Origin of the sequence: Desulfosarcina sp. (assembly GCF_046496365.1) — a bacterium.
In the GTDB taxonomy this organism is placed as follows: domain Bacteria; phylum Desulfobacterota; class Desulfobacteria; order Desulfobacterales; family Desulfosarcinaceae; genus Desulfosarcina.
The window spans coordinates 1-5702 of sequence record NZ_JAWOHB010000035.1; the positions used below are offsets into that span (position 1 = coordinate 1).

The 5702-nt window shown below is 56.6% G+C and carries 5 protein-coding genes; 3 read left to right on the forward strand and 2 right to left on the reverse strand.

From position 1 onward, the window contains the following. The coding region (locus R6V78_RS01985) for a response regulator transcription factor (protein WP_410287643.1) at positions 1-203 on the reverse strand (203 nt) is incomplete at its 3' end. 291 nt (positions 204-494) lie between these two features. Beyond that, positions 495-1298, reverse strand: a complete 804-nt coding sequence (locus tag R6V78_RS01990; RefSeq protein ID WP_410287644.1) for a PRC-barrel domain-containing protein — start codon at positions 1296-1298, stop codon at positions 495-497. Between the two features lie 356 nt (positions 1299-1654). Here R6V78_RS01990 and R6V78_RS01995 point away from each other — a divergent pair, with 356 nt between their 5' ends. The 3 genes from R6V78_RS01995 to R6V78_RS02005 all read left to right on the forward strand — a co-directional run bounded on the left by R6V78_RS01995 (position 1655) and on the right by R6V78_RS02005 (position 5401). Next, positions 1655-2704: an NADP-dependent oxidoreductase gene (locus tag R6V78_RS01995; RefSeq protein WP_410287645.1), complete on the forward strand. Its 1050-nt coding sequence runs from the start codon at positions 1655-1657 to the stop codon at positions 2702-2704. Between the two features lie 17 nt (positions 2705-2721). Further along, entirely contained in the window at positions 2722-3942 is a 1221-nt protein-coding gene (locus tag R6V78_RS02000) for a permease (protein ID WP_410287646.1), read from the forward strand. A gap of 232 nt (positions 3943-4174) precedes the next feature. Further along, positions 4175-5401, forward strand: coding sequence for a cation:proton antiporter (locus tag R6V78_RS02005; RefSeq protein WP_410287647.1), 1227 nt, complete (start codon positions 4175-4177; stop codon positions 5399-5401). The last annotated feature ends 301 nt before the right edge of the window (positions 5402-5702 follow it).

The window sequence follows — 5702 nt, forward strand, 5'->3', positions numbered from 1 at the left end:
AGGTCCAGCAGCACGAGCTCCGGTTTTACCTTGCGGATGCGGCGGACCGCTTCCAGACCATCTTCAGCCTCGCCGACGATTTCAATGTCCTCTCGCTTGTTCAACATGGCTTTCAGGCCTTCGCGAAACAACCGGTGATCCTCGACGATAAAAATCTGGTGTTTCTTTTCCATTGCAAAGCCCTTCTGAAAAATGGTGAGCATACGGATAATCGGTTAAGCGGCGGGCGTGAGCATCCGCCGGCCGCATCAGAAACAGGATTTTTATGGGAAATTATAGGCCAGATCCTTTTTTTTGGCAATGCGGAACCCAATTGTGTGGGGTTGATCGAGGAATCAGGCGCCACCGTTTTGGCGGATGATTGTGCGAATGCCATCGATCGGGCGCAGCCCACCGGAGCGCGCTTTGGAAAGAAAGTAGTCCGCTCCTTGCCCGATCGAAGCTGCCTCGTGCGCTGCCGAAATGCGCCAGTGCCTTTATTTTTAATGGCCGGGCTACCAATAGTAAGGTCTTCCGTAGAAATCGTAAAGAGTCATCTCATAGCCCCGGTTCACCGGCAGCGTCGGGTCAAATTCAGGACTGTTCTTGATCTGGCTGCTGGTCAGGTCCATCAGGACCTTGCTTCGCTTCCAGTCGACCCGGTCGACCCAATCGGGTGCGACCAACACCTTCCTGCTGGCAGGCAGCCAGTTGCTGGTATCGATGACCAGATACCGGATGACCCAGGAGTCCTGGTCCACGATAAAATCTTCGATGTGGCCGATGTCGGCATCGGTCGCCTGGATATGGTATCCCGCGACCTCCTTGCTTGATCGGAGGTTGGTGTCGGTATCGGTGTTTTCGGGAACACCTCGTTCCACTTCAGCCCGGTTGAGCAAGCGCGGATAGGGATGGGATCCCCACACTGACGGCCCGCCCCAGTAGTGGGCCCAATCATAATATTTGTTAAGCGCGATCTCATATTGCCGTGACACGGGTGCATCGGCATCCAGCGGGGGTGAATCCCTGATTTGGTCTTTGGTCAAGCCGATGTTGAGCGTGCGTGTCGTCCCGTCCGCCTCACCGATGGAAATTGGTGAAATCAGCACCTTTCGACCCGGAAGCCATTTGTGCGTATCGGCAACCATGTAACGGACCGTCCAATCCTTGTCATCGAACAGAAAGTCGCTGCAGCGCCCGATCTCGCCATCCTGGGCGCCCAATACGTATCCTTGAATATCTTTCATACTTCTCAACATCTGCATGATCGCCTCCTTATTGGGTTGCTGAACAGCCGTTTTGACGTTAGTCTGGATCACGGTCATTTTCTCTCCTTTTGCAAACAATTGGGTGTGGTATATGTTATGTTCTACCGGAACGGTGATTTTTAGATATGGGGGCTGTAACTGATTCTGCGGTTGTCCGGAAAGTAGTCGGGAACACCAACGCATCGAAGCTGACTTTGGGCACATTTGCCACAAAGGCCGCATCGTGGTTGCGGTCCGGCTTGGCGCCGTCGCAACCGGCAACGGCGACCGCCGAAGACAAAATAAAGTCTTCACTGCGGGCAACTACAGTCTACGTCCGATACCGACGACCGACTGATTAAGTTATTTTCCGCTAACGGCTGTTTTGAGTTTGTCAGCGGCGAGATAACCAAAAAGGAGTGACTCACATGCCTCAGACCAAAAACAATAATCGACGCATCGTGCTGGCGTCCCGTCCGCACGGTCAACCGGTTTCCGGCGATTTCCGCCTGGAGACCACGCCCGTGCCTGAACCGGGCCAAGGACAGGTGTTGCTGCGCACGGTCTATCTCTCGCTCGACCCATACATGCGGGGGCGCATGAGCGATGCGCCCTCCTATGCCGACCCGGTCGAGATCGACGCCGTCATGGTGGGGTCGACCGTTTGCCGGGTGGAAGCCTCCCTGCATGACGGTTTCCAGCCGGGGGAGTGGGTGCTGGCCTACACCGGTTGGCAGGATTATGGCCTGTCGGATGGATCGGGGCTGACGCGGTTGGGCCAGGAACCGCAACATCCCTCTCATGCCCTGGGAATATTGGGGATGCCCGGTTTTACCGGCTACATGGGGTTGTTGGATATCGGCCGTCCCCAAAAAGGTGACACCCTGGTGGTGGCCGCCGCCACCGGGCCGGTAGGGGCGACGGTGGGACAAATTGGCAAGCTCAAAGGATGCCGGGTCGTGGGGGTTGCCGGCAGCAGCGAAAAATGCCGCCACGCCACCGAGACGCTCGGGTTTGATCACTGCCTGAATCGCAGGGCCGCCGATTTTGCGTCCACGCTCAAGCAAACCTGCAGCGACGGCGTCGACATCTATTATGAGAACGTGGGCGGCGATGTGTTCGATGCCGTGCTGCCGCTGCTCAACACGGGTGCCAGGATCCCGGTGTGCGGGCTGATCGCCCACTACAACGACACCGAACTGCCTGACGGACCGGACCGACTGCCGCTTCTGATGCGCACCATTTTGACCAAACGGGTGACGGTCAAGGGATTTATCATCTTCGATGACTACGGCCACCGCTACCCCGAGTTCGCCGAACAGATGGCCGAGTGGGTCGGCAGCGGGCAGATCAAATACCGCGAGCAGGTGGTGGACGGATTGGAAAATGCGCCCGACGCGTTTATCGGCCTGTTGGAAGGTCGCAACTTCGGGAAATTGGTGATTCGAGTGGATACGGATACTGATCTATATCAGTAAACGAAAGGATCGGCACCTTGTTCTCACTCGAATTCTGGACCCCATACGGCGAGGCAGCCAAGACAGCCGCCGGTTTCTTCTGGAAGTCGGGCTGGGCCTTTGTGCTGGGCTATTTTATCAGCGCCATGATCCAGGCATTCGTGCCCAAAGGCAGGCTCACGCATTATCTGGGAGGCGCCGGCGCCAAGAGCGTCAGTCTGGCCACCGCCTTTGGCAGCATCAGTTCCTCCTGCTCCTTTGCCGCCCTGGCCGCCGCGCGTGCCCTGTTCATGAAAGGAGCCCATTTCGTGGCCGCCGTCGCCTTCATGTTCGCCTCCACCAATCTGGTGATCGAGCTGGGCATTCTCATCCTCATCTTCCTGGGCTGGCAGTTTCTGGCCGCCGAAATTATCGGTGGGCTGGTGTTGATCCTCATCAGCCGGCAATTGGTGGTGTGGACCTACCCCGAGGCCTGGCTGGAGAAGGCGCGCCAAAAGGTCGAGGACGCCTCCGCCTCCGAAAATGAGGACTTCAACTGGCGCAAGCGGATTCGAAGCGCAGAAGGCTGGCATCTGGTGGGCCACCATTTCGTGTCGGAATGGGCCATGGTGTGGGAGGAGATCGCCATCGGCTTCACCGTGGCGGGGTTCGTGGCGGTACTGGTGCCCGAGACCTTCTGGCAGTCCATCTTCCTGGCCGAACGGGCAGCCGAGAATCCGCTTTACTTCCCGTTGGTTCTGGAAAATGCGCTATTGGCACCCTTTGTGGCCGCGGCCACGTTCATCGGTTCCATGGGCAACATCCCCCTGGCCACGGTACTCAACGCCAGCGGGGTGCTTTTCGCCGGCATCATGGGCTTTATTTACTCCGACCTCATGGTGCCGCCTTTGGTGGCGATCAACGCCCGTTATTACGGCTGGCGCGTGGCACTTTATATTGCCGCGGTCATGTATGTCAGCATCGTGTGCACCGCCTTGATCCTGCACTATTCATTTGCCCTGGTGGGGGTGACGCCGGAAAGTGCGAGGGCGATCAAGGATGTGGCCCAGTTCAAACTGGATTATACATTCTGGATGAACCTGGTCGCCCTCGGCCTGGTGGGATGGCTGGCCTGGCTGAACCGCGTCTGGCATCGACAAAACAAGCAAGCGGAAATGGATATGGCGGGCGGAGGCAGGATAAAGAAAGCTGTGGCCGTGACAGCCATGGGGGCCCTGGCCGTCGGGATCATGGTTAACCTGTTTTTGACGCGGGGGTGAAGAATGATGGAATCGTAAAAAGTCGAAATCTCAGATTTATTGTCATCTCCGCGGAGGCGGAGATCCATAAGTATCAAATAGTTACAGACTTCCGCCTCCGCGGGAGCGACACATCGGGGACTTTTTACGAGGCCATCAAGAGTGGGTCAAAGCACAAATAAAGAATGCGTGATACACCAAAAACAGCAAGGCACGCGCCAACTGAAGCGTTCGTGGAAAAAGAGGTTTTGCAATGGAAATTTTTTATGTTTTACTGATCCTTCTGGTAATCACGCGTGCCTTCGGCGAGGTGGCGGTTCGCCTGGGACAGCCAGCTCTAGTCGGTGAGCTGCTGGCCGGCATCGCCCTGGGCGCGGCCATCCGGTTTTCACCATCAAGCTTTCCGGTCATGCATGCCATCCCGAACAACGACGTCTTCACGGCGATCACCGACCTGGGAATTTTCTTTTTAATGCTCATGGCCGGGCTTGAGATGCGTCCCCGGGAGATCGCCGAGAAGTCCAAGGGGGCCATGTTCATCGCCGCCGGCGGGTTGATCATTCCTCTGCTGGTCGGTTTTTCACTGGGCTGGTTCTTTCTGCCCCGATCGGAGATCAAGCTGGCGCAGACCCTGTTCATCGGCACGGCATTGGCGATCACGGCGGTTCCCGTGGCTGCCAAGGTCTTGATGGACCTGGACAAACTTAGGTCGACCGCCGGTAAAATGATCCTTTCGGCTGCAATCATAGACGACATATTGGGCCTTCTGCTCCTGGCCGTGCTGACCGCGGTGATTCGTACCGGCGAGATGCCTGATCCGGCTGGATTGTTGTGGCTGGTCGGCCAGATTGTTTTGTTTATAGCCATTGTCACGGCCATCGGGCTTTATGTACTGCCGCGCCTGGAACGTGTGTTTCACCGCAGCATGAGTGAAGAGTTCGAGTTCAGCATACTACTGGTGGTGGCTTTCGGGTTTGCGGTTCTGGCGGAAGCGCTGCACATGCACTTTATTTTGGGTGCCTTTGCCGCGGGTCTTTTTTTTACCAAACGCACCATGGATTCGGAGGTTTTTAAAGGGGTGCAAAGCCGTATTTCAGGAATCACCACCGGGTTTCTGGCACCGGTCTTTTTTGCCTCGATCGGTTTGCACCTGGATGTCGCCGCGTTCACCAGCATACCCTTGTTTCTGGCGGTGCTGATTGTCGCTGCGGTGTTGTGCAAACTGATCGGGGCCGGCCTGCCGGCGTATTGGATAGGCTTGTCCGGCAAGGATTCGCTGATCGTTGGCTTCGGCATGAGCGGACGGGGGGCGGTGGAGTTAATAATTGCCGATATCGCTCTGCGGGCCGGCCTGTTTTCGCATCCTGATCCGCCACCGGCCATCGTGGCCAACCTGTTTTCGGCCATCGTCATCATGGCGGTGGTGACAACGCTGTTGACACCGATCGGCCTGCGCTTGATCGTGTCGCGGGTGTCGTAAGGTCCTAAGCCCCCACATATAGCGAGATGGGTGGATAAGCAGTCTAGGCAACGATAAGGTGTCCGCTTGACATGTCCAATCACCGGCGATGCGCAGATGTCGCTTTTAAAAAAAAGAAAGGAAGCCGCTATGTTGTTTATTGGTCATTTCTCGTTTGACGAAATCGATGCCGACAGCCAAGTCAAGCATGGATATTTCAGCAGCATCGTCGATGCAAAAAGCCCCGACGACGCCGTGGCCAAATTCGAAGCCCATATCAAACAGATGAAAGATACCGCCAAGCAGATGGTCAGCATGGTCA